A 21,867-nucleotide genomic window follows, 5' to 3' on the forward strand; every position below is an offset into this window, starting at 1 on the left:
GAGGGAGAAGAAATAAACCGTTTGGGAACCAAATCCGAATGGACGTAGTCTTATTAAGTGAGGTGAACATCAGTTGGACTATCAATATCTGGCACACGCTCAGACGATCGACAATTATACACTTAGCAGCATGATGGATGAGTACGGGAACGATGTATGGAACTACGCGTACTTTCTGACCAAAAGTACCGAGCAGGCGGATGAATTGTCACAGGAAGTGTTTATCCGGGCATATTCCGGGATCGCCCATTTTCGAGGAGAATGCTCATTGAAGACATGGCTGCTGACCATCACTAGGAACACGACATTTACATACCGGAAATCCAGATTTTTTCGCAGCAGTTTATGGGGAGAGACACTGCCAATCCCCACGGAACAGGGGAATACGAGCATGGGTGAGATGAAGCCTGAAAAATGGGTTCACCCCTCTGCCGAAGCCGAGGCGATCAGCAGGGAGCACATTCACGAAATCTGGGACATCATCATGGCTCTGCCGGACAAATTCCGGGAATTGCTTTTGCTGCATCTGAAGTATGAGCTTAAGACGAGTGAAATTGCGGAAATGCTGGGCATCAGCGCGGGAACGGTCAAATCGCGACTGTCCAGAGCGAAGGCCAAAGTACGGAAACAGTGGGAGGAGCGAAGTGAATGAAACATATGGATGACGAATGGGAAAAAGTAGTCAAACAGGAGCCGTTTGCGGCGTCTCCTTTTACCGAGGAGCATAAACAGAACGTACTTCGTCAGGTAGCCTGGCTCAAATCGGGATCTGCACAGAAAATGAGTGATGTTGGGGATAAGTCCGCCGAGCAAAACACCCTGCCCAATCAACACAGACGCCGTCTTCGCTCCCGCAGAGCCGTAATGGCGTGCACGACGATTGCAGCCGTGGCAGCGGCGGTCATTCTCTGGAACGGACAAATTGTGGAGCCTGTGATTGAAACAGTGTATCCCACAGCAGCGCTGCAATATACGGATGATGCAGGCATGAGCCTGCTCACAGACAAGATGAAAAAGAATGTAGCTGTAACGATGCGAGACTATCTTGGCAAACAATTACGTATAACCAAAGTGCAGGACCTTCCTGTTTCTGGAAGAGTATATGTCGAGGCTGGAAAAGAAGGTGACGAAGAATATGCGTTGATCTGGCTTGATGCGGCAACAGGCAATCTACGTGAGGTACAGATGAGACGGGAGATGGCAGCTAATGAGCTGGAGCATCGTTATTTGCGTCAAGTACCGTCACTGCTTGAAGGCATAAACAGTGACCCTACGCTAAAACCGATCTCAGCCAGACGTTATGTGAAAATGAAGCAGGGTCAGGAAAAACCGGTATGGTTCACTACATTGTTTTTGGAGAATAGTAGGGGCAGTGGTAGTATCGAATGGACAAGGGATGAAGCAGTATCCGTTTCTGGTAGTGTGAGTTCAGATACTGTATCACAAGATTTAATAACAGAAGCCAGAATGTCGATTGAAGCCTTGTCTGGTGAGCCCGCACCTGATTTGAAAAATATAATTTTTGAACAAAATGGCAAGACGCTTGAAGATACAACAGACCTGTATTTTGGAGATCGTTATTTAGTAAGTAGAAGTGGTGGGATGTTTAGCGATGAATATACTGTAATGGATTTCCAAAGGGGAATTCCAGAACTTGAAACGGGGGAAGAGTACGAGCTTTACTTTGAGAAGTTACGTAATATGAAAGAAAGTGTAATCAGGCAGAACGCAGCACCAATAATCAAACAAATATTCAAAATCGACCTTGATCTATATAAACTTGAAAGAGATCCAAATACGCTTGGAATGGTCACATTCCGTTCAGCAGAGACAGAGGTTTACCATACTTTTAAGGTTCGATATGAAGAAGATGCAAGGATTACGATGATCACATTGGATGCCAACCTCTAAGACTTGATTTCATATGGTACAATCAATTTAATAGATGATTGGAGCATAAGGAGCATAACGATGAAATATTTGGTGAGTTCATGTCTTGCTGGCGTAGCCTGCCGTTACAACGGAACAGCGAGTCTGGATGCAAAGATTCAGGAGCTTGTGGAGCAGGAGCAGGCAAAGATGGTCTGCCCGGAGCTGCTTGGAGGATTTTCCACCCCGCGGGAGCCAGCTGAAATTATCGGCGGTACGGGTAAGGATGTGCTGGCAGGTACAGCCAAGGTGATTGAGAAGAGTGGCAATGACGTCACGGATCTGTACATTAAAGGAGCCTATCAGACACTTGAATGGGCGCAAAAACTGGATGTCACCTGTGTGGTGCTTAAAGAATTCAGTCCTTCCTGCGGTACACAGATGATCTACGATGGCAACTTTGCCAACCACAAAGTCGTGGGCGAAGGGGTTACTTCTGCTTTGCTGCGGCAAGAGGGATTTACGGTTATCTCGGAAAATGAGTTCATGGAACAGTTGTAATTGTCGTAATCACAATAATCTCTGATACGAATTACAGGTAAGTCGCCTTGGGGAGCAGCAGATCCATGGCGACTTGTTTTTTTGTTACAACAGGGCATGCACTTGATTCTTGAAAAAACCTTGTTAGAAATAATTGTTACTTTTATATACTAAGAAACATTATTGTGCGTACTTTTATATTTTGATTATAAACTCTAAAATAATACTCAGGTATTCAAGTTCAGACCATAAACAGGAACATAAACAAGAAAAGGATGTGCAGATCATATGGAATCCTCGGCAAAAGCCATTACGAAAGAAAACATTTTGAACGCTTACTATTTTCGGCATGCAACCAAACAGTTTGATGCTTCACGTATCATTTCGGCTGAAGATTTTGAGTTTATTCTAGAAACGGGACGGTTGTCGCCAAGCTCAATTGGTTTGGAACCATGGAAATTTCTGATTGTGCAGAACCCGGACTTCCGTAAGCGTCTGTCCGAAGTTTCTTCCGGGGCTCAGAAACAATTGGCGAAGGCAAGCCATTTTATTGTCATTCTGGCGCGGTCTGAGGCGAGTTATAACTCGCCTTACGCGGAATATATGCTGAAAGAAATCAAGGGCATGCCGGATGACGTATTTGAGCTGACCCGTGAAGCTTATGGCAAATTTCAAAAGAACCAACGAATGCTTGAGAACCCGCGTACTTTATTTGACTGGGCGTCCAAACAGACCTACATCGCTCTCGGTAATATGATGACTGCGGCAGCGCTGATTGGTATCGATTCCTGCCCAATTGAAGGGTTTAGATATGAAGACGTACATCGTATTCTGGAAGAGGAAGGTTTGCTTGAGGATGGACAATGGGATGTTTCCGTCATGGCAGCCTTCGGTTATCGGGCGGAAGATCCGCCACGCGAGAAATCCCGTCAGCCTTTGGATAAAATCACGCAGTGGATTGATTAAGCTTATCAGTCCATGCTGGAACAAGTAAAAGAAACGGTCAGCACCAAGTTCTAAACGTATTCACTTGTATTTATTGGCAGGCCGGTTCCTTCGTCGAATCGGTCTGTTTGGTTTGCAAAATGAAAGAAAGGCGGTATAATCTTACCCATGGAACCTATACTCATATTCAAAGCATTATCCAACGAGACACGTCGACAGATTCTGTTGTGGCTCAAAAACCCGGAGCAACACTTTCCACCGCTGGAGTTATCCCAGCATCCGGATGCAGGAAAGAGCGGCATATGTGTTGGAACGATTCAGGTGAAGGCCGGACTGGCTCAATCCGTCATATCCAGCTATCTGCTGACTATGCTCAAAGCCGGGTTGCTGATCTCCGAGCGTAGGGGACAGTGGACGTATTATCGCCGCAACGAAGAAACCATTCGTCAATTTGCCGAGTACGTACAGCACGAGCTATAAGCCGGACGCCGAGACGGAAGCAAGAATGCAGGTGCAGGCGGGTATTCCGTCCGGATGTAAACGGCTAGAGGAGCAGCTCTGTGACATCATTTTTTTGCGCTTTTACATCTATATATCTGGATATACAAAAATAAAAATATGAACAAAGAGGAGAACTTTCTATTATGTCTACCGAAAACACAGCTTCATCCCATAAAAAACTTATTAACGACGTTAAATTGTCCATACTGGATTTGGCTCCTGTCGTAGTAGGTGCCACACCTGCGGATGCGCTTCGCAACAGTCTGGATCTTGCTCAGCACGCAGAGCGTTGGGGATATCACCGTTACTGGGTAGCGGAACACCACAACATGCCGGGCATCGCTTCTTCCGCGACCTCGGTTGTCATTGGTTACCTTGCAGGTGGAACGAAGACCATTCGTCTCGGATCAGGCGGAATCATGCTGCCTAACCATGCGCCGCTTGTTATTGCCGAACAGTTTGGCACGTTAGAGTCACTGTATCCAGGCCGTATTGACCTTGGGCTGGGCCGTGCACCGGGAAGTGACCGACGTACGTCTCTTGCTTTGCGAAAAGATCTGAACAGTGGTGAAGATTTTCCCGAATTGCTGGCTGAACTTAGAGCATACTTCGATGCTTCTGCTACATCGTATCACGCGCCTGTTCGCGCTGTACCCGGTGAAGGGTTGAATATCCCGATTTACCTGCTCGGCTCCAGTGATTTCAGTGCTCGTCTCGCCGGACAGCTGGGATTGCCGTTTGCTTTTGCCAGCCACTTCTCACCGGATTACACCCGGATTGCACTTGAAACGTATCGGAGCAGCTTCCAACCATCCGATTACTTGAAGGAACCCCATGTTATTGTGGGTGTAAATGCTGTCGTGGCGGATACCGACGAAGAAGCAGCATGGCTTGGCACAACGATGCAGCAGCAGTTCTTGAATATTATTCGTGGCACAACCGGATTGGTGCAGCCACCAGCCGATATGGAAGGCAAATGGACAGATCGTGAGAAAGCTGGTGTAGAGCAGACGCTAAAAGCAGCTGTGAACGGTTCTCCAGAGACCGTGCGTGGTCAACTGGAATCATTTATTGCTCAGACCCAGGCGGATGAGCTGATTATTACGTCGATGATCTATGATCATCAGGCACGCCTGCACTCGTATGAGCTGATCGCTCAACTGGCGGGAAAAGCATAAACAAAAGCATAAACTCAACAGCGGACGTGAACAAAAGGCTCGCATGCCGCTGACATATTAACGGTTTGTCTCTTCGGAGGCGAGCCGTTTTTTGGTAGGGAAATTATTCAAAGGAGTTGTATGGGGCAGAAGGTTCTTTTTAGGGTAAAATGAACTTACCGGTCTAATTTGAAACGGTTAAACAGCGCCATACGTATAAACTCAATGTGTTATACATATGTTGGCTTGTACAAGCAACTTTATGCGCAGTCAAGAAACATGCAGGTTTACAGCTTATGCTTTTGATAAAGGATACATAAGAGAGGAAGACACGCCTATGGAGCAACCCGAGCAACCCCGCATTTGGCCGGATCGGTTTAAGCGATTTTTTTTGAATAATAAGTTTGTCCTTTTTCTGTTAATTTTACTGCTGGTAGGACTGAACGTGATGGTTCTTACCAAAGTATCCTTTGTTTTGCATCCGCTCGCGGTGCTGATCAAGACGATTGTGCTGCCGATTATTCTGTCGGGTATTCTCTATTACCTGCTGAATCCGATTGTGGATGTTATGGAAAAGTGGAAAATCAAACGTGGCTGGTCCATTCTGATCTTATATCTGGCTATCGGGGGCATCCTGACAGTCGTGGTACTGGCGGTCATTCCGGTCGTACGTAACCAGATTACGAGTCTGATTGAAAATTTTCCAACGTACAGTGAGACGGTCAAACAGCAGTTTGAGCAGCTTACGGGCAGCAAGCTGTTCGGTCAGTTCCAGGAGACAGTCAATTTGAATTCTCAGGACTGGTGGGGCACGATTTCCCAGAAAGCCACTGACATTCTGAACTCGACCTGGAACAAATTGGGCGGATTCCTCGGAGCGTTCACCGAGACGGTGCTGTCCATTGTAACGGTTCCGTTCATCCTGTTCTATCTGCTGAAAGACGGCAAGAAGCTTCCATCGAAAATTCTGTCTTTCCTGCCAATTAAGAGCCGTACAGGTGCAATGCATGTGCTGGAAGATATCAATCACCAGATCAGTTCGTTCATTCGTGGACAGATTATCGTTAGCTTCTGCATTGGTATTCTGCTATACATCGGTTATATGATTATTGGTCTGGACTATGCGCTGATTCTTGCGATTATCGCATCGTTCACGAGTGTTGTACCGTATCTGGGACCTGCGATTGCGATCACGCCTGCGTTGATTGTTGCTCTGGTCACTTCCCCGGTGATGTTGCTGAAGATGGTAGCGGTGTGGACGATCGTACAATTAATTGAGGGTAAATTCATCTCACCTCAGATTATGGGCAAAACGCTCAAAATTCACCCTATCACGATTATCTTTGTCATTCTGACTTCAGGTAATCTGTTCGGTGTAGTGGGCATTCTGCTGGCTGTTCCGGGATACGCAGTGCTGAAAGTATGTGTGTCGCATATCTTCAACTGGTTCAAGGAACGATCCGGCCTGTATGATCCGAAGAATAACAATCTACTGTAACCGAAGTGGGCAAGCCCGTAGCTAGAGCATGATAAACTTCTTTTTCTGGCAAAACGGTGCCCTAATTCAACAGAACCCCCGTCCATCGGCTAACAGCCGAGAGGCGGGGGTTCTGTTGTGTGAACAGGCTGGCTGATGCCTAGCCATGTTTAATATGCTGAAGCGTCTGCAGGAAAATCTGCTCAATGTGTGTATCATCCAGAGAATAATACACGGTCTTGCCTTCTTTGCGCCGCTTGACAATCCGCATGTTGCGGAGTGATCGCAGCTGGTGCGAAATGGCCGACTGTCCCATATCGAGCAGCACCGTCAGATCATGAACACATAATTCCTTCTGCAACAGTGCATCAATAATACGAAGCCGTGTCGGGTCACTGAAAGCCTTGAACCAATCAGCCATCTCGGAAGAGGTCTCGCGATCCATGAGAGAAGCACGAATGGTCTGCACGTCAGCCTCTGTTCCAGAGCAGGCCGCGTCGCATTCGGCTGGAGCTTTAACCGGTTGTTCCATTTCCTATCACCACCTATATTAACTCAACCTTTGATTTGATCAAATGTTCTTCGATAAGCCTATTATATCCAAAAAACGTCTAAAGCGAAATGATTACTATTAGCATATTCTGTATGAAAAATCAAACGGAATTGTTGACACTCATGTTTAAGCGTGCATATAATAGGGTTAACAAAACATATGAATGATTGCTCATATATTGATTTTAACGTAAAAATTACGAATAATAATATTGATTTACGTACTGCAAAGGGGAGAGTTCACATGGGAACCGGACAGGAACAGGTGAAAAGGGAACTGCTGCTGGATGGATTGGATTGCGCGAACTGCGCATTGAAGATTGAGAATGGCGTCAAAAAAATTAAAGGCATTTCCGATTGCTCAGTCAATTTTGTGACCAAAACCTTATCCATGCACACCACATCCGATATGGATGAGCAGGTGGTGGAAGAAGCGAAGCGCAAAGTACTTCGGCTGGAGCCGCATATTCGTATTTCGGAAAAAGGTAAATCATCACAAGGCAGTCGTAGTTCTGCTGATTCAATAAACCAAGCTAACGGCAATGTGCACGCACATGCAGGTAGCGGAGCTCACGCGCATGAGCATACTCCGAGTGGGCACGATCATGCTGGTCACTCCCATGACCATGACCACGGTCATCATCACGGAGCCCAAGATCACACGCATGATCATGGAAGTCATGCCGGACATGATCACGGTCATGCAGACGGTCACGATCATGACGCGCATGCCGGACACTCACATGAACATGGCGCTGGGCAGACGAAGGTGCTGCTGGCACGCCTGGCGGTAGGCTCCATTTTGGTAGCAGCCGCGATCTGGTCTCCGCTGGAAGGATGGGCACAGCTTGCACTCTATGTTGTCGCTTATCTGATCGCAGGGGGAGATATCGTTCTCCAGGCGTTCAAAAATATTATTCGCGGTCAGGTATTCGATGAATACTTCCTGATGTCCGTGGCTACCATCGGTGCTTTTGCCATCGGTCAATACCCCGAAGGTGTTGCGGTTATGCTCTTTTATCAGCTCGGTGAGCTGTTTCAGGGGCTGGCGGTTAATCGGTCAAGGAAGTCGATCCAGTCGCTTATGGATATTCGCCCGGACTATGCGAATATGCTGATTGGTGCAGGAGACGAGACCAAGCGGGTGTCGCCGGAAGAAGTACGTATTGGAGATCGCATTTTGGTTAAAGCGGGTGAGCGAGTACCTCTGGACGGGATTGTTAAGGCAGGTCGTTCCATGGTGGACACTTCCGCTCTGACAGGTGAGTCAGTTCCGCGTGAACTGGAACCCGGTAGTGATGTACTGAGTGGATTCGTGAACAAAAACGGGATGTTGACTATCGAAGTAACAAAAACTTTTGGTGAATCCACGGTATCCAAAATTCTGGACCTAGTGCAGAATGCGAGTAGCCGCAAAGCCAAAACAGAACATTTTATTAGCAAATTCGCCCGTTATTATACACCGGTTGTCGTCATTCTCGCCGCGTTGATTGCGCTCGTTCCACCATTGGTGCTCAGTGGTGCGACATTTGCCGATTGGATCTATCGTGCACTGGTCTTCCTCGTGATCTCTTGTCCGTGTGCGCTGGTCGTTTCCATTCCGCTTGGTTTTTTCGGCGGTATCGGAGCTGCCTCGCGTAACGGTATTCTCATCAAAGGAAGTAACTACCTTGAAGCCTTGAACGATGTCAAAGTCGTTGTTTTCGATAAAACGGGTACACTAACTAAAGGTGTTTTCAAAGTAACAGCTATTCGCCCTGAAGGTGGGCGTAACGAAGATGAATTGATGGAGCTTGCTGCAATTGCCGAGGCTCATTCCAATCATCCGATTGCTGAATCCATTCGCGCAGCTTGGGCAAAAGATATCCGGACCCAAGGTGTGGATGATTACGATGAGGTTGCAGGGCATGGCATCAAGGTCAGTGTGGATGGACGTGAAGTGCTTGCTGGTAACGCCAAATTGATGGAACAGGCAGGTATCTCCTACACGACTCCACAAACCGTAGGCACAGTGGTGCACGTTGCCGAATCGGGTTCGTATGTCGGTCACCTGATCATTGCCGATGAGGTTAAGGATGATGCAGCGGCAGCCATTCAGGCACTCAAGAAGCTCGGTATTCGCAAAACAGTGATGCTGACAGGGGATGCCAAGGCTGTTGGTGAAGCTGTAGGGCGTGAGCTGGGTGTCGATGAAGTATACGCTGAGCTGCTGCCACAGCATAAAGTCGAACAGCTGGAGCGTCTCGAAGCTGCCAAATCGTCGAAAGAGAAAATGGTGTTTGTCGGGGATGGCATTAACGATACACCGGTTCTGGCACGTGCCGATGTAGGTGTAGCAATGGGGGGACTCGGTTCGGATGCCGCGATTGAGGCGGCAGACGTTGTCATCATGACGGATGAACCATCCAGACTGGCAAGTGCGATCCGAATTGCAAAACGGACACGAACCATTGTTTGGCAAAATATCGGTTTTGCGTTGGGTGTCAAAGCGATCTTCCTGCTGCTGGGTGTGTTCGGAATTGCCACCATGTGGGAAGCGGTATTCTCTGATGTAGGGGTGACCGTACTGGCTGTCCTGAACGCCATGCGTGTACTGCGCGTGAAGGACATCTAAGTTTTACGAAACGATCCGGACGGCTCTTCGTATATACGTAGAGCCGTTTTTTTGTTTTAATATCTGTGGTGTATTTTTAATGGAGTTAGGGGAGAACATTGTGGCAGGAGCAGTAGTTGGGATTATATGCGGAGTGTGCTATTTCATTCTGGGATTAATGGTGTACAAAAAGCCGCCGAAAAGGATTAATGGCGTTTATGGTTATCGTACTCCGCGAGCAATGAGTCATCCTGAGTTATGGGAAGAAGCGCAACGTTATAGCGCCAATCTGATGATGCAGTTTGGTGTGATTATTACGGTATTCGGCATAATCGGTTTTTGGCTTACGGATGTACGAGCTTTGGTTCTAAGTCTTGTGGCTATAGGATTCTATACATTCAGGCTGTTTACCAGAGTCGAAGGCCGTTTGAAGCAAATGCAGCGTGTCCAGCAACAGGAACAGAAGGAGCAAGGCGCTTAGAGGCACAATGTGAAATCGCACCTGAACGAAGATCCGCGCGAGCGGATCTTTTTTGCATCTTATAGAGGCGAAGGATAACAGAGATCTGCTTTTAACAACGTGTTGTAAAAATTACCACTGCAATAATTTATTCTTGTTTGAGACATACTACATATTCAAGTCCAAAATCTAACGTTGACGTTAACGTTAATAATATATATAATTATGTACATAACATTATAGACATATTGAAGTGAGGTGAAGGAAATGAGTTTATATAAAATCGATGACGTAGCCAAGGAATGTGGTTTGACCAAGCGTACCATTCGGTATTACGAAGAGATCGGTGTTATGCCTTCACCTCAGCGGACGGACGGTGGCACACGATTATACACCCGGGAAGATATCGATTATCTCAAAAAGGTGGTTCGGGCGAAGGAAGTGCTTGGTTTCTCGCTTCAGGAGCTACATACCTATGTGGCAACGGCGGATGCGCTGAACGAACAGCGTTTTGACTACCAACAGACCACTGAGGTGAGAGAACGGATCGAGAAGCTCACCAAGATGGAAACGACGTTGGATGACCAGCTGCAACTGATCGAGCAGAAACTTCAGAGTATTCACGCCGTTCAGGAGGAACTAGAGGAATTACGTGAACGGGTTCAGAACGGCATTCGACGATTAGAAGGGCACGAGAATGAGACATAATTAGTATTTCACGATAAGCACCGGGAGATCCGGTGTCATTTGTGCCGTTTTCTTTCCTATATTTCTGAAAAAAAATGAGCATTTCATTGTTTTTCACAATTTATTTCACAACATAAATCATGAACCAGGAGGAATTACGTATGAAAAGAGAACCCTCATTACCTGATGAATTGCCGTCATCCCGTGGAGGTCTGTTATCCCAGCCCAGAGCAGTATGGGCAGTAGCCTTCGCCTGTATTATCTCCTTTATGGGTCTGGGATTGGTTGACCCGATTCTGCCTGCGATTGCCGATCAGCTGCATGCCTCCAAAAGCCAAGTATCTTTATTGTTTACAAGTTATAACGCGGTTACTGGGGTAGCCATGCTGATTACAGGTGTTGTATCCAGCCGGATTGGTGTGAAGTGGACACTGCTCAGCGGGATTTTGCTGATCATTGTTTTCTCTTTCCTCGGAGGAACCTCTGACACTGTAGGTGCGCTCGTCGGTTACCGTGGTGGTTGGGGACTAGGGAATGCCCTGTTCATCGCAACTGCATTATCCGCTATTGTAGGACTGTCCACTTCGGGGACAGCCAAAGCGATTATTTTATACGAAGCAGCGCTTGGTCTGGGGATTGCCGTTGGTCCATTGCTCGGTGGTGAACTGGGTTCCATCTCATGGCGTGGCCCGTTCTATGGTGTAGCTGTTCTGATGGCGATTGCTTTTATCAGTATTACGTTTATGCTGCCTAAGATGGCCAAACCGAAAATGCGTAGTTCCTTGTCCGATCCGTTCAAAGCTCTGGGTTATCCTTCACTGAAAACATTGGCGATCACGGCCTTCCTGTATAACTTTGGTTTCTTTACCTTGATGGCTTATTCACCTTATGTCATGAATCTGGATGAGCACGGACTAGGTTATGTATTCTTCGGTTGGGGTCTGATGCTGGCGATCACGTCTGTCTTTGTCGCACCAAGACTGCAACGTCGATTCGGATCCGTTCCTTCCATGAGCGTTATGCTGACCCTGTTCGCCATTGATCTGCTGGTAATGGCGGTGGGTACGGTAATGGGATCATCCACAACGGTTATTGTGGCCGTTATCGTTGCCGGGATTTTCCTCGGGATCAACAACACATTGATTACAACGGCAGTTATGGAAGCTGCCCCAGTGGAACGTTCTGTGGCATCGGCTGCATACAGCTTTGTCCGGTTCCTTGGAGGTGCGCTGGCACCTTGGCTTGCTGGTAAATTGTCCGAGTGGTTCCTGCCGGAGACACCGTTTTATTTTGGCGCATTGATGGTTCTGATCGGGGTCGTTGTGCTTCTGGTACGCCGCAGACATCTTCGCGATATCGATGCTGCCATTACGCATTAATGAACAGGAGGAATGGAAAATGCTGAAACGAATATTGGTTGCTGTCGATGGGTCGGATCATGCACACAAGGCTTTGGAGCAAGCCGTTGTTCTGGCAGAAAGTATGAAACAACCGGCTTCCTTGATGATCGTGCACGTTAATCCTTCGATCTCGCTGAATGAGCCCGCACTGGGTGTGGATCTGGAAGCACGGATCGCAGAAGAAGGACAGCATATTATTCAACCTGTTAATGAATTGTTAGCTACTCGTTCAGTTCATTATGAAACGTTGCTGATAGCTGGTGATCCCGTGAATGAGATCTGTCGTGTAGCGAAGGATAGAGACTGTGATCTCATTGTGATGGGGACGGCGGGGAAAAGCATGCTCGCTGAGATCGTCGTGGGCAGTGTCAGCCACGGTGTCTTGAAACATGCAGCATGTCCCGTAATGACTGTGAAATAGTGGTATGACTTTCTTGTGTTGATGATGCTAAAGTGGTGTATAAATAGGTATGGGATAACTTTGCGTTAAACATGAATGGAGGATACAACTATGAAAAAACAACATCTGTTCATCGGGGGCAAGCCCACCGAATCAGTAGACTATATAGCACTTCAGGCACCATACTCGAAAGAAACACTGGCAGACGTATCCTCGGCGACAGCTGAGGAAGTGGAAGCGGCGATTGCCGCCGCAGTTCAGGCGGGCAAAGAGATGCGCAGAATGCCTGCCCATCAGCGTGCAGACATCCTTTACAAGCTGTCCACCCTGCTGGAAGAACGGAAGGAAGAAGCAGCACGGATCATTGCGCTGGAGGCAGCAAAGCCGATTACTGCGGCACTTGCCGAGGTTGACCGTACGGTGGAAACGTATCGTTTCGCCGCAGAGGAAGCTAAGCGGCTCACCGGAGAGACGGTTCCCATGGACGCAGCCAAAGGCGGTGAAGGACGCGTAGGCTACACGATGCGGCAGCCTTTGGGTGTTATTGGAGCCATTACGCCGTTTAATTTTCCGATGAACCTGGTGGCTCACAAAGTAGGACCGGCACTGGCAGCAGGCAATACGATTGTGTTGAAACCTGCGGAGCAGACACCGCTGTCCTCGTATTATATTGCCAATTTGCTTCAGGAAGCGGGATTACCGGATGGCGCATTGAATGTAGTGAGCGGTGACGGTAAAACGATTGGTGATGTGCTTGTAGAACATCCTGACGTGGCCCATATTACGTTTACAGGCAGCCCGGCTGTAGGCACCAGTATTCGCAGCAAAGCCGGACTGAAACGCGTCACATTGGAGCTAGGGTCCAATGCAGCTGTCATTATTGACGCGGATGCCAATTTGGACAAGGTGGTACCGAGATGTGTGACCGGAGCTTTTACTTACCAAGGTCAGGTATGTATCTCGCTGCAGCGGATTTATGTGCACAGCGCTATCGCGGATGAGTTCATTCGTCGTTTTGCTGAAGCGGCCCAAAAAGTCGTAGTTGGAGACCCGTTGAATCCGGATACCGTTGTGTCTGCGCTCATCACATCCAAAGATGTACAGCGTACGCTGGATTGGATTGATGAAGCGAAGCAGGCAGGTGCTGAGGTGGCAACAGGCGGCGAAGCCGAGGGCGGCGTATTACGTCCAACGGTGCTTGTTAACGTTCCGCGGGATGCCAAGGTGTCTTGTCAGGAGGTCTTTGCCCCGATCGTTGTCATTAATACGGTGGATTCGGTTGAAGAAGGCATCGAGCAAGTGAATGATTCCATCTACGGGCTTCAGGCGGGTGTGTTTACCAATGATATTCATACTGCATTGCATGCAGCGGACCACATCGAAGCTGGCGGCGTGATGATTAACGATATTCCCACTTTCCGAGTGGATCATATGCCTTATGGTGGTGTGAAGCAGAGCGGGATGGGACGTGAAGGTGTTAAATATGCTGTAGAGGAAATGACGGAATTGAAGTTTGTCATGTTTAACAAGAATTAAATATCCACTCCTAGGACGAGCGGAATTCGAGATAAAATAGAACAAGATGATCCTGTACCCGAGTTAGGGGTGCGGGATTTTTTTCTTTTCTACATTCAGCCCTTACCGTAAAAAAATACATAGCCTTTCTTTATTAACCCCGGGTTCACATCTGATGAGAAGGGTATAAATACTTATCATACCGCAAATGTACCAATTAGATGCCGTTCATATCACCGAAGCATTGTGTATCCATCCAGAGAAATGAACGGATTACTGGGGTACAGAATTGTTGGAAGTTTTATAATATCTCACTTAAATTTAAATAAAATGCAGTATGAACAAGCCTGAACCTAGGAGTTACAGGCCAGACAGGAGGTGTATTCAAATGGCATATTCCATGGTTGATGTATCCGGGATGTCCGGTGTAAGTCTGAGTGAATTGGGACAGTATGCGGAGACAGGTCTGCTGAATCCAGCCTTCGTTGGTCAAGACGAGGATATCTACTATGAGAAGCCGGAGCTGCTGAGACTACAGCAGATTCTGTTCTGTAAAGAAGTAGGCATGGAGGAGGAAGAGATCGGCCCCATGCTCAGGGATACTCCCCGTGACATGATCCGTATTATGCAGCAGCATCGGCTCGAGATGCTGGAGAAGGCACTTCATCTGCACGGAATGATTCAAACACTGGATAAAACCATCTCCTACTTACGTGGAGAGCAGGAACTGGATGAGTACGAACTGTACGCTGGGTTTTCCAACAAGGGGCGTCACCAGCTTCTAAATGAACCGACCTCTGACCAAGCGTCAAAAAATGACTATTCTGAACGGATGCAGACAGAGGACAGTCAGAAGTACAACGCCAATTCACCGGAGCAATCAACAATGCCTGATGGGCAGGAGATGAAGTCGAAGGAAGATTTTCTCGATTCACAGGCGAAGATTGACCGGATTCACTTGGACTTGCAGGGCGCTATTGAGGATGGGTTAGAACCCGGCAGCTCGGAAGTACAGCAGATTATTGGAAGACACCTGGATTGGATCAAGGATTATTACACCCCAACAGCAGAGATTTACCGGGATTTGGCCAATCTGTACGTCGAGCACAAAAATTTTCGTCAGATGTATGATGGCTACCACCCCAAGCTGGCCGAGTTTTTGCGAGATGGGATGATGATTAAAGCGGAACAGGATTTATCCTAGATGCATAAAGTATCTTGGGCGAGCAGAACATGGGTGTGAAGAAAAATAACTAACAAAGAGCGCAGATCCTCTAGGAGGATGGCGCTCTTTGTTATTGCATATCATCGTAAGGTCGATAAACCCTCCATCGGCTTAAGATGGTATTTCAGGCAGTTAGGATAATTCCAGCTGCTCTGTAATTAGGCTTACCGCCTTTTCCAGGAAGACGCGGTCTTCATCGTCAAAACGGTTTTTGATCGGGCTGTCGATGTCGAGCACCCCGTACAATTCGCCGTTTTTGATAATGGGTACAACGATTTCACTGTTCGATGCGGCATCACAGGCGATATGGCCTGGAAAGGCATGAACATCTTCAACGACCATTGTACGCCGTTCCGCAGCAGAAGTGCCGCATACACCGCGTCCAAGTGGAATACGGATGCAGGCAGGCAGTCCCTGGAATGGACCGAGTACAAGTTCTTTTCCATCATACAGATAGAATCCGACCCAATTGGTGTCGGTCATAAATACATTGAGCAACGCCGCAGCGTTTGCCAGATTGGCAATAGCGCTAGGTTCATCGCGGATCAGAGCACTTAACTGTCCCAGGACGGCGGTTTGCTGCTCGCTTCGTGTTCCTTCATAAGAAACAGCTTGAAACATGATGAATCACCCTCCCGAGCAAAAATGGTACTTATTTTCAAGATAGTGCAGAGCCTGCGGTTAGTCAAGCGGAGGATTTCGGAAAGGGCAGGTCAGGCATGAATATTCCTCCTGTTTCTCATCTTCCTGGGTGGGGTAAATACTTAGCAACCACGGCGGGCTACAACCCGGGAAGGAGCTTGGCTTATGCATGCAGAGGTACAGAATCTTTTTGTACGAATTCATCTTCTATATTTAGCTCAAAATCAGGATTTAACTGTTAGCGACGCATTGCCTCTATTGGAAGAACGGGGGTATCGCGTTGGAGAACGGGAGATCAAGCAGGAACTTGAGCATCTGACACAGGAAAACTTCCTGACCGCCCATGGAGATCAATGGAGCCTTACCGGGACTGGCATTGAGGAGTTTAAGGAAATCATAGCCGTGTTCGGCCGGGTTAGTGAGGAATTGCTGGGGACGGGCAAGAAGACGTCTACAGCCTGAAATTAAATTTGGATAAGGTATCCCGAAATAGGATGCAAACTTGAGTTGATCCATACGTACAACAAGACCGGGAGCGGAAGTGGCCCGGTTTTTTGACGTGATCATGATGACTGAACAGTTGCCATTCGGTGCAGGTTATGGTTAGATGGCTATTGAATATGAGGTCTGTGAGATAGATCGGATCGGAGAGTCTTTTCATGTACAAATGCAAAGGGAGAATTCCCGAATTAGAGACAGGGCGGTTGCGTCTGCGCAAAATGCGCCGCCGAGATGCTGCCCAGATGTTCGCTTGCTGGTCAGACCGGGAAGTGACCCGTTATATGAATTTGGCGCCCATGATCGGGACAAGTGAGGCTGCGGATATGATTGGGCTGTTGAACCATATGGCAGGAGAAGAGGAGGCGATTCGCTGGGGTATTGAGCTCAAGGAGACGGGCCAGCTCATCGGAAGTTGCGGATATAACACTTGGCAACTTGAAGGCGCATTCCGTGGGGAGATCGGTTATGAACTGGGGCGCGACTACTGGCGTCACGGTTATATGACGGAAGCATTTTCAGTTATGTTACCGTTTGGGTATGAGACGATGGGTCTCAATCGGATTGAAGCGCTGGTTGATCCGCGCAATGTGGCTTCGGGAGAGTTTTTGACGAACCGCGGTTTCACGAGGGAAGGCCTGCTGCGTCAGGTGCAACATACATCTACCGGATATAAGGATATGGTGATGTATTCCCTGTTGTACGATGAGTTTTTGCGTAAGAGAGATAAATAGAGATTAGAACGACTTGAAGAGAGAAGGGTTTGTGTGAATACAACCGGAGGTTTGAATCGCAGTTTCATCCTGGCGGGATTGCTGCTGGCGACTTTTTTGTCTGCAATTGAAGGTACAGTCATTGGTCCGGCAGGGCCAACCATTGTCAGTGAGCTGGGAAGTGTGCAGCTGTTGAGCTGGATTTTCACTGCTTATCTGTTGACGATGGCTGTGAGCACGCCGATTTTTGGCAAAATCAGTGATCTATACGGACGAAAGCCAGTATTCCTGATTGGCTGTGCCTTATTCTTACTAGGCTCGCTTCTGTGCTGCCTTTCGCAGAACATGGAGCAACTGATTATTTTTAGAGCGATTCAAGGGATTGGCGCAGGTGCGGTTGTGCCTGTTACGTTTACGATTATTGGTGACATCTACCGCCTTGAAGAACGGGGCAAAATACAGGGATGGATCAGCTCCGTGTGGGGCATTTCATCTCTGGCCGGACCGCTGCTTGGCGGTTATTTCGTAGACAATCTGGGCTGGCAGTGGATCTTTGGATTTAATTTGCCGTTCGGACTGCTGGCGATGTGGTTTGTGTTCCGTTATTTGAAGGAAGAAATGTCTCCGCGTACCGCGAAAATTGACTATATGGGTGCGTTGACTTTTACCGTTGGTATTACAGCATTGCTCTTTGTATTGTCCGCGGGTGGACAGTATTATGCCTGGAGTTCTCCTATTATTGTGGGACTGAGTATCGTAGCTGTTTTGTTTATGATTTTATTTTTTGTGGTGGAAAAAAGAGCCCAGGCCCCAATGGTACCTCTTCATCTATTCCGTATTCGGGACATCCGGGTGGCGAATATCGCCGGACTACTGACCAGTACCCTGATGATTGGCCTAACCAGTTATTTGCCACTATGGGTGCAGGGGGTTCGTGGCGGTAACGCGACTGAATCAGGATTGCTGCTTGCACCGATGTCTGTTGGCTGGCTGATCGGTAGTGTACTTGCTGGCCGTCTGCTAATGAAAATTGGATCACGCTTAACAGCGGTGATTGGATTAACCGGGATTGCCATTGGATCGGGTGGACTCTTCTTGGTCGGTGGAACATCACCCCAAGCCGTACTGTTTATTTTGACCTTTATTTACGGACTCGGCTTCGGATTTGCTTTTACAATATTCACGATCATTTCACAGTCGTCGGTTGGGTATAAAGAACGTGGATCTTCCACGGCCTTACATACCTTTATGCGTACGCTTGGACAAACCATTGGTGCAGCAGCCTTCGGCACATGGTTGAATTACCGAATTTCAACGTTGTCGAGCGAACAGCATCTGGCAGAGGCAGGCATCTCGGATGGGGACCTGAATCAACTGCTTGCTCCGCATACGGATGCCGCTCTATCGGATGACAAATGGGCGCTACTGCGTAACGTGTTGGAAGGAAGTCTGCATTCCTTGTTTGTCATCATGTTTGTCATTGCCATTATCTCATGGGTGACGACACTGGCCTTGCGCAAACGGCTAATCGTTCCCGAAGATGCAGATACTCCGCCACAAGCACAAGCTTCAGCGAAGTAAACGAAGTGAAAAGAAAATTCATTGGATTAGGGCAGCTGTTTCTTGGCTGCTTTTTTGTTTATTATTTTCTAGAAGGGATTATCTATAATTTACAATAATGGAATGGGAGGCGAGTTAAGATGAGTAAGCAATCGCTGCAATCATTCTGGTTAATATCCTTTTCAATCAAGCTGCTGGCAGTCATTATGACTTGCATTTCGCTCTCAATTGTTGTCGGACTCATGAAATATGTTCCCTTGGCAGAACGAGCGGAACATACATATTACTATCCCTTCTGGTATACATTGATCATAAGCATTCTTATCAACTTGGCTCTTCTTCTGTTTCTGACCCTGCCTTTATCGTTAATTGCGGACAGTGTGCTTGCTTCCCTGAAAATGAACAGATCTATATCCAAGGTAATAAGTACAATCGTAGCTTATTTTCTTCTTGGTGTAGGTAGTGCGCTGTTGTTCTCCATCTTTGTGTACAGAATGCATGCCTTTCAGTATGCTGGCCCTTATCAATACGTAGTAACAACAACGTTTGTTTTTTTACTGTGGCAATCAGGTCTGGGATGGATCTTGAAAAAAATTCGTAAGCAGAAGCAGCAGACCAGCACAGGATAATATAGATATCTCATTTGGAGTAGGGGTGAGGGTGATGTTTCCCAATAATCTGAATTCGTCCAAGGAAGATGAAGCCAAAAGAAAGTACGAAGAGACTCAGAGAGAGATTGAGGGTCACAGCCGCTCAGGTCTGTCCAGTTACATTGTCGATTTGCTGATTGCAGGTGGATTGGTTGTCGCTGTCCTCACGGTGTTGATGTGGATTCTGTACCTTTGATTTGATTAATAAACAAATTCGAATAACCGGTACCGCCTATTAAGGCGAACCGGTTATTTTTAGTTTGGATCAGATGATACGGGTGGGCCTTAACCGTTTGCGGATAAACGATCCGCACCGAGTGCAAGCCTTTCCAACAGCTCAGAAAGCAGTGTCTTATCATCTTCGCTCAGACCGCTGACAGCACGATCTATTTTGTGTGCGTAGCCTGGATAGATCTCATCCATCGTACGCTGGCCTTCTTCGGTCAATTCTACGAAAATGATGCGTCTGTCCTGCGGACAGTGTTTTCGATGTAAAAGTCCCTTTTGCTCCAGCTTGTCAATGACATAAGTGACATTCCCGCTTTGCAGCAGAAGCTGTGCACCGACTTGTTGAATGGGCTGTGCTCCTTTCATATATAACACTTCGAGCACCCCGTAAGCGGTGGGGTTGAAGCCATGCACTTTGCTTCCGGATACAGCGTGTTCATTCACGCTCTTAAATGTCTGGGCCAAGGTGCGGTACAGATGAAGAGAACGTTCGGTTCCGATTTCCTGTAATTCCAGCATACTGATCCCGCCTTTTCAGATTTATTGGAGTTGATGAATTTACATTTGACGATTCAAAGGTTCGCCATATTTCTATTGTAAGCATCTGTTTGCACGAAAAACATGCGATATGTCACAAGATTTGCATTTTTAGCAATTAAAATTTAATCATTTTTCGTATTGTCAGCATTCATGAGATTTGAAAATAAGTACTGAGAAAATCATCCTGAAGGCGCCGCGTCCTCTCCGTCTCTGGCAGGAGGTTGGAGCTCAGCCTGCTCTCTATAATAAATTCATATCATGAATGGGTTGAGGGCGGAGGAGAAGAATGATGGCAAATGGATTAACGATGCAGGAACGAAGACCCCTGAAGCACAATCGATCTTTTATCACTTTGATGGCTGCGCAGGCTATCTCCAATCTGGGAGACTGGCTGCACCTGCTTGCGATCCTTACGCTGGTGGGCATTCGCTGGAATGCCACGCCATGGGAGATTACGTTCACCACGCTCTGTGCAGCATTGCCTGTCTTACTTACAGGTCCATTTGCAGGGGCACTGGCGGACCGGGTCAATCGCAAGTGGCTGATGATCGGCGCAGACGGTGCGCGAATTGTGATCGTTGGAGGGCTCATTTTTGCGGATCAAATCTGGCATGTGTATGTATTGCTTATTCTCAAGTCTTTATTCGATGTGGTGTTCTCACCGGCCAAGAACGGCAAGCTTAAGGAGATTGTGCCGCAGGAGCAATTGGGGCAGGCGGTGTCCATCAGCTCGGTGATTGAACAGATGTCCAAAATTATCGGTCCGGCTCTTGGCGGGCTGTTGGTTGCCGCTTTTGGGATCACCTGGTGTTTCGTGTTGGATTCCGCGTCCTTTCTGATCTCAGGCATTATTTTGCTATGGATTCCTGGAGCGCGAGTGATCCAATCTGTGAATCAGAACTTAGAACAAGTAAGGGAAGAGACAGCAGGTGTTGCTCCAGCAGGTAAAAAAGCTACGTTTATGAAAGATACAATGGAAGGCATCCGCATGCTCGCATCTCTTCCTCATGTGGGGACCTCTTTAGTCCTGCTTGCCTCAGCCCTTCTGTTTCTGCAATTTGCGGATTCCCAGACGGTAGTCCTGTTTAGGCAGCTTCCTGGTATTTCAAGTGATCTGCTCGGATGGTGTGTCGCGGCTAGCGGTGTTGGGACGTTAATTGCAGCGATGAGTGTTCAGAAGTGGAAGAAGGCGGGGCATGTAATCAAGATGGGTCTTGGAACATCATTGATGGGTCTTGTCATTGGTGGAGTAGGCATGATCGTAGGAGTATGGCCGCATGCTGGTCTTGGCGCTAATTTACTGCTGATATCGTTATTTGCCTTGGCAGGTGTGGGGGTTGGGTTTGCCATTGTTCCGTTCCAAATTCTACTTCAGGAGCAAACGCCTGAATCCATGACGGGGCGTGTGTTTGGAACGGTTGGCAGCATCATGACGGCCAGTAACATCATGGGTCCGGTGGTAGGTGGATTTCTGGTGACCTCATTCGGAGTTATTCCGGCTTTTATCAGTTCAGGCATTTTGCTGACGTTGCTTGGCGTGATTTATGTAGCGATTCGTAGGCGAAAAAAGAACGATATGGACGGGAGTCTTACAGCAAACTACATGATTACAGGTGAGTGAAACGAGTATGCAAATATGAGATTTTCACTGTAATATAAAGAAGCAGGGGTTCCGGAACCCCTGCTTCTTTTGTTTATTATAAAATTATGTTACC

General features: G+C 47.6%; 23 protein-coding genes. 20 read left to right on the top strand and 3 right to left on the bottom strand.

Annotated features, from left to right (window positions below; genetic code table 11):
* Positions 1 to 73: 73 nt before the first annotated feature.
* The 7 genes from A6049_RS28360 to A6049_RS28390 all read left to right on the top strand — a co-directional run bounded on the left by A6049_RS28360 (position 74) and on the right by A6049_RS28390 (position 6,510).
* Entirely contained in the window at positions 74 to 652 is a 579-nt protein-coding gene (locus A6049_RS28360) for an RNA polymerase sigma factor (RefSeq protein ID WP_240321569.1), read from the top strand.
* Positions 649 to 1,911: a hypothetical protein gene (locus A6049_RS28365; protein WP_063567796.1), complete on the top strand. Its 1,263-nt coding sequence runs from the start codon at positions 649 to 651 to the stop codon at positions 1,909 to 1,911. The genes A6049_RS28360 and A6049_RS28365 overlap by 4 nt, the downstream gene beginning before the upstream one ends.
* A gap of 60 nt (positions 1,912 to 1,971) precedes the next feature.
* Complete coding sequence (locus A6049_RS28370) at positions 1,972 to 2,430, top strand: 2-thiouracil desulfurase family protein (protein WP_063567797.1); 459 nt, start codon at positions 1,972 to 1,974, stop codon at positions 2,428 to 2,430.
* A 267-nt stretch (positions 2,431 to 2,697) separates the two neighbouring features.
* Positions 2,698 to 3,375, top strand: coding sequence for an NAD(P)H-dependent oxidoreductase (locus A6049_RS28375; protein ID WP_063567798.1), 678 nt, complete (start codon positions 2,698 to 2,700; stop codon positions 3,373 to 3,375).
* Positions 3,376 to 3,522: 147 nt separating this feature from the next.
* Positions 3,523 to 3,834: an ArsR/SmtB family transcription factor gene (locus A6049_RS28380; RefSeq protein ID WP_063567799.1), complete on the top strand. Its 312-nt coding sequence runs from the start codon at positions 3,523 to 3,525 to the stop codon at positions 3,832 to 3,834.
* A gap of 164 nt (positions 3,835 to 3,998) precedes the next feature.
* The gene (locus A6049_RS28385) at positions 3,999 to 5,033 is read left to right on the top strand and encodes an LLM class flavin-dependent oxidoreductase (RefSeq protein ID WP_063567800.1); all 1,035 of its coding nucleotides are present in this window, start codon (positions 3,999 to 4,001) and stop codon (positions 5,031 to 5,033) included.
* 316 nt (positions 5,034 to 5,349) lie between these two features.
* Positions 5,350 to 6,510: an AI-2E family transporter gene (locus A6049_RS28390; protein ID WP_063567801.1), complete on the top strand. Its 1,161-nt coding sequence runs from the start codon at positions 5,350 to 5,352 to the stop codon at positions 6,508 to 6,510.
* A gap of 139 nt (positions 6,511 to 6,649) precedes the next feature.
* Here the strand turns inward: A6049_RS28390 and A6049_RS28395 are convergent, their stop codons facing one another.
* Complete coding sequence (locus tag A6049_RS28395) at positions 6,650 to 7,021, bottom strand: ArsR/SmtB family transcription factor (RefSeq protein WP_063567802.1); 372 nt, start codon at positions 7,019 to 7,021, stop codon at positions 6,650 to 6,652.
* Between the two features lie 264 nt (positions 7,022 to 7,285).
* On the opposite strand from A6049_RS28395, the gene A6049_RS28400 reads away from it, so the two are divergent.
* From A6049_RS28400 to A6049_RS28430, 7 genes are all read left to right on the top strand, one after another.
* On the top strand, positions 7,286 to 9,655 hold the full coding sequence (locus tag A6049_RS28400; RefSeq protein WP_063567803.1) for a heavy metal translocating P-type ATPase: 2,370 nt from the start codon (positions 7,286 to 7,288) through the stop codon (positions 9,653 to 9,655).
* 100 nt (positions 9,656 to 9,755) lie between these two features.
* Positions 9,756 to 10,115: an SdpI family protein gene (locus A6049_RS28405; RefSeq protein ID WP_161490650.1), complete on the top strand. Its 360-nt coding sequence runs from the start codon at positions 9,756 to 9,758 to the stop codon at positions 10,113 to 10,115.
* A gap of 246 nt (positions 10,116 to 10,361) precedes the next feature.
* Positions 10,362 to 10,802: a helix-turn-helix domain-containing protein gene (locus A6049_RS28410; RefSeq protein ID WP_063567805.1), complete on the top strand. Its 441-nt coding sequence runs from the start codon at positions 10,362 to 10,364 to the stop codon at positions 10,800 to 10,802.
* Positions 10,803 to 10,942: 140 nt separating this feature from the next.
* On the top strand, positions 10,943 to 12,160 hold the full coding sequence (locus tag A6049_RS28415) for an MFS transporter (protein WP_063567806.1): 1,218 nt from the start codon (positions 10,943 to 10,945) through the stop codon (positions 12,158 to 12,160).
* 19 nt (positions 12,161 to 12,179) lie between these two features.
* Positions 12,180 to 12,602, top strand: a complete 423-nt coding sequence (locus A6049_RS28420) for a universal stress protein (protein ID WP_063567807.1) — start codon at positions 12,180 to 12,182, stop codon at positions 12,600 to 12,602.
* Positions 12,603 to 12,692: 90 nt separating this feature from the next.
* Positions 12,693 to 14,117, top strand: coding sequence for an aldehyde dehydrogenase family protein (locus A6049_RS28425; protein WP_090810322.1), 1,425 nt, complete (start codon positions 12,693 to 12,695; stop codon positions 14,115 to 14,117).
* 367 nt (positions 14,118 to 14,484) lie between these two features.
* Positions 14,485 to 15,300 carry a MerR family transcriptional regulator gene (locus A6049_RS28430; RefSeq protein WP_063567809.1) on the top strand — a complete coding sequence of 272 codons (816 nt, stop codon included), beginning with the start codon at positions 14,485 to 14,487 and terminating at the stop codon, positions 15,298 to 15,300.
* Positions 15,301 to 15,453: 153 nt separating this feature from the next.
* On the opposite strand, the gene A6049_RS28435 is transcribed toward A6049_RS28430, so the two are convergent.
* Positions 15,454 to 15,942: a GAF domain-containing protein gene (locus tag A6049_RS28435; RefSeq protein WP_063567810.1), complete on the bottom strand. Its 489-nt coding sequence runs from the start codon at positions 15,940 to 15,942 to the stop codon at positions 15,454 to 15,456.
* Positions 15,943 to 16,128: 186 nt separating this feature from the next.
* Here A6049_RS28435 and A6049_RS28440 point away from each other — a divergent pair, with 186 nt between their 5' ends.
* The 5 genes from A6049_RS28440 to A6049_RS28460 all read left to right on the top strand — a co-directional run bounded on the left by A6049_RS28440 (position 16,129) and on the right by A6049_RS28460 (position 19,580).
* On the top strand, positions 16,129 to 16,425 hold the full coding sequence (locus A6049_RS28440) for a hypothetical protein (protein WP_063567811.1): 297 nt from the start codon (positions 16,129 to 16,131) through the stop codon (positions 16,423 to 16,425).
* Between the two features lie 197 nt (positions 16,426 to 16,622).
* Complete coding sequence (locus tag A6049_RS28445) at positions 16,623 to 17,195, top strand: GNAT family N-acetyltransferase (RefSeq protein WP_063567812.1); 573 nt, start codon at positions 16,623 to 16,625, stop codon at positions 17,193 to 17,195.
* A 51-nt stretch (positions 17,196 to 17,246) separates the two neighbouring features.
* Positions 17,247 to 18,755, top strand: a complete 1,509-nt coding sequence (locus A6049_RS28450) for an MDR family MFS transporter (RefSeq protein WP_079695914.1) — start codon at positions 17,247 to 17,249, stop codon at positions 18,753 to 18,755.
* A 119-nt stretch (positions 18,756 to 18,874) separates the two neighbouring features.
* Complete coding sequence (locus A6049_RS28455; protein WP_063567814.1) at positions 18,875 to 19,363, top strand: hypothetical protein; 489 nt, start codon at positions 18,875 to 18,877, stop codon at positions 19,361 to 19,363.
* A 34-nt stretch (positions 19,364 to 19,397) separates the two neighbouring features.
* Entirely contained in the window at positions 19,398 to 19,580 is a 183-nt protein-coding gene (locus tag A6049_RS28460) for a hypothetical protein (RefSeq protein WP_063567815.1), read from the top strand.
* A gap of 89 nt (positions 19,581 to 19,669) precedes the next feature.
* Here A6049_RS28460 and A6049_RS28465 read toward each other — a convergent pair whose 3' ends face one another.
* Positions 19,670 to 20,131 (bottom strand): MarR family winged helix-turn-helix transcriptional regulator, encoded by a 462-nt coding sequence (locus tag A6049_RS28465; RefSeq protein ID WP_024632985.1) that lies wholly within the window; start codon positions 20,129 to 20,131, stop codon positions 19,670 to 19,672.
* A 307-nt stretch (positions 20,132 to 20,438) separates the two neighbouring features.
* On the opposite strand from A6049_RS28465, the gene A6049_RS28470 reads away from it, so the two are divergent.
* The gene (locus tag A6049_RS28470; protein WP_240321570.1) at positions 20,439 to 21,773 is read left to right on the top strand and encodes an MFS transporter; all 1,335 of its coding nucleotides are present in this window, start codon (positions 20,439 to 20,441) and stop codon (positions 21,771 to 21,773) included.
* Positions 21,774 to 21,867: the final 94 nt, after the last annotated feature.

Source organism: Paenibacillus sp. O199 (assembly GCF_001636635.1).
Taxonomy (GTDB): domain Bacteria; phylum Bacillota; class Bacilli; order Paenibacillales; family Paenibacillaceae; genus Paenibacillus; species Paenibacillus marchantiae.

Excerpts from the sequence above, each read along its gene's own strand:
- A6049_RS28465 (WP_024632985.1), bottom strand. The coding sequence starts at position 20,131 with ATGCTGGAATTACAGGAAATCGGAACCGAACGTTCTCTTCATCTGTAC.
- A6049_RS28385 (WP_063567800.1), top strand. The coding sequence starts at position 3,999 with ATGTCTACCGAAAACACAGCTTCATCCCATAAAAAACTTATTAACGAC.
- A6049_RS28470 (WP_240321570.1), top strand. The coding sequence starts at position 20,439 with ATGATGGCAAATGGATTAACGATGCAGGAACGAAGACCCCTGAAGCAC.
- A6049_RS28415 (WP_063567806.1), top strand. The coding sequence starts at position 10,943 with ATGAAAAGAGAACCCTCATTACCTGATGAATTGCCGTCATCCCGTGGA.
- A6049_RS28395 (WP_063567802.1), bottom strand. The coding sequence starts at position 7,021 with ATGGAACAACCGGTTAAAGCTCCAGCCGAATGCGACGCGGCCTGCTCT.
- A6049_RS28430 (WP_063567809.1), top strand. The coding sequence starts at position 14,485 with ATGGCATATTCCATGGTTGATGTATCCGGGATGTCCGGTGTAAGTCTG.
- A6049_RS28390 (WP_063567801.1), top strand. The coding sequence starts at position 5,350 with ATGGAGCAACCCGAGCAACCCCGCATTTGGCCGGATCGGTTTAAGCGA.
- A6049_RS28400 (WP_063567803.1), top strand. The coding sequence starts at position 7,286 with ATGGGAACCGGACAGGAACAGGTGAAAAGGGAACTGCTGCTGGATGGA.
- A6049_RS28420 (WP_063567807.1), top strand. The coding sequence starts at position 12,180 with ATGCTGAAACGAATATTGGTTGCTGTCGATGGGTCGGATCATGCACAC.
- A6049_RS28365 (WP_063567796.1), top strand. The coding sequence starts at position 649 with ATGAAACATATGGATGACGAATGGGAAAAAGTAGTCAAACAGGAGCCG.
- A6049_RS28445 (WP_063567812.1), top strand. The coding sequence starts at position 16,623 with ATGTACAAATGCAAAGGGAGAATTCCCGAATTAGAGACAGGGCGGTTG.
- A6049_RS28435 (WP_063567810.1), bottom strand. The coding sequence starts at position 15,942 with ATGTTTCAAGCTGTTTCTTATGAAGGAACACGAAGCGAGCAGCAAACC.
- A6049_RS28380 (WP_063567799.1), top strand. The coding sequence starts at position 3,523 with ATGGAACCTATACTCATATTCAAAGCATTATCCAACGAGACACGTCGA.
- A6049_RS28440 (WP_063567811.1), top strand. The coding sequence starts at position 16,129 with ATGCATGCAGAGGTACAGAATCTTTTTGTACGAATTCATCTTCTATAT.
- A6049_RS28425 (WP_090810322.1), top strand. The coding sequence starts at position 12,693 with ATGAAAAAACAACATCTGTTCATCGGGGGCAAGCCCACCGAATCAGTA.
- A6049_RS28455 (WP_063567814.1), top strand. The coding sequence starts at position 18,875 with ATGAGTAAGCAATCGCTGCAATCATTCTGGTTAATATCCTTTTCAATC.
- A6049_RS28370 (WP_063567797.1), top strand. The coding sequence starts at position 1,972 with ATGAAATATTTGGTGAGTTCATGTCTTGCTGGCGTAGCCTGCCGTTAC.
- A6049_RS28410 (WP_063567805.1), top strand. The coding sequence starts at position 10,362 with ATGAGTTTATATAAAATCGATGACGTAGCCAAGGAATGTGGTTTGACC.
- A6049_RS28375 (WP_063567798.1), top strand. The coding sequence starts at position 2,698 with ATGGAATCCTCGGCAAAAGCCATTACGAAAGAAAACATTTTGAACGCT.
- A6049_RS28460 (WP_063567815.1), top strand. The coding sequence starts at position 19,398 with ATGTTTCCCAATAATCTGAATTCGTCCAAGGAAGATGAAGCCAAAAGA.